This window comes from Burkholderia singularis (assembly GCF_900176645.1).
Taxonomy (GTDB): domain Bacteria; phylum Pseudomonadota; class Gammaproteobacteria; order Burkholderiales; family Burkholderiaceae; genus Burkholderia; species Burkholderia singularis.
Genome location: NZ_FXAN01000017.1, coordinates 1 through 1,337, shown reverse-complemented (window position 1 = coordinate 1,337; position 1,337 = coordinate 1). Strand labels below are relative to the sequence as shown.

The following is a 1,337-nucleotide window of genomic DNA, read 5'->3' as shown; positions in this document are numbered from 1 at the left end:
GTCGCATCGATCGCGCGCTTCGCCTTCTCGACGAGTTCGTCGATTTCGGGCTTGGAGATGACGAGCGGCGGCGACAGCAGCATCCGGTCGCCGGTTGCGCGCATGATCAGATTGCCGTTGAAGCAGTAATCGCGGCAGATCGTGCCCACCTCGCCGCCGTTCTCGAAGCGTTTGCGCGCGAGCGGGTCGCGTGCGAGCTGAAGTCCCGCCACCAATCCCGTGCCGGCGATCTCGCCGACGATCGGATGATTCGCGAACGTCTCGCGCAGCAGCTTCTGGAAGTACGGCCCCGTCTCATGCTTGACGCGCTCGACGATCCTTCCGTCGCGCAGCAGCGTCAGATTCGCGATCGCGACGGCCGCCGCGACCGGATGCCCCGAATACGTCATCCCGTGGTTGAACTCGCCGTGCTCGATCAACGCGCCGGCCACGCGCTGCGACAGCGCGACCGCGCCCATCGGCACGTAGCCGCTCGTCAACCCCTTGGCGAGCGTCATCAGATCGGGCGTGAAGCCGAAGTGCTGATGCGCGAACCATTCGCCGGTGCGCCCGAAGCCGCCGATCACCTCGTCGGCCACGAGCAGCACGTCGTATTGCTTGCAGATGCGCTCGATCTCCGGCCAGTACGTCGACGGCGGGAAGATCACGCCGCCCGCGCCCTGGAACGGCTCGCCGATGAACGCGGCGACGTTTTGCGCGCCGAGTTCGAGAATTTTCGCTTCGAGCTGCCGCGCGCGCTCGAGGCCGAACGCCTCGGGCGTCTGGCCGTCGGCGGCCTCGCCGAAGAAGTACGGCTGGTCGATATGAACGATGTGCTCGACTTTCGACGGCATCTGCTCGTGCATGTAGCCCATGCCGCCGAGCGTGCCGCCGGCGATCGTCGAGCCGTGGTAGCCGTTGGTGCGCGAGATCACGTATTTCTTCTGCGGCCGGTTCTGCGTGCGCCAGTATTGATGAACGACGCGCAGCACGGTGTCGTTGCCTTCGGAGCCGCTGTTGCAATAGAAGAAGTGGTTGAACGACGGCGGCGCGATGTCGGCGAGCAGGGCGGACAGCTCGATGACGGGGGGATGGGTGGTCTTGAAGAACGTGTTGTAGAACGGCAGTTGCTGGAGCTGGCGGTAGGCGGCGTCGGCCAGTTCCTTGCGGCCGTAGCCGACGTTGACGCACCAGAGGCCGGCCATGCCGTCGATGATGCGGTTGCCGTCCGAATCCCACAGATAGACGCCTTCGGCTTTCACGATCACGCGGCTGCCCGCGCGGTTGAGCGCGCCCATGTCCGAGAACGGGTGCAGGTGGTGTGCCGCGTCCAGCTCGCGGTATTCGGCGCTCGTGCG

At 65.7% G+C, this 1,337-nt stretch carries 1 protein-coding gene; it reads right to left on the bottom strand.

The window, feature by feature from the left end; genetic code table 11:
* Positions 1-1,337: aspartate aminotransferase family protein (locus tag BSIN_RS02030; protein ID WP_089339360.1), on the bottom strand; the 1,337-nt coding region annotated here is incomplete at both ends.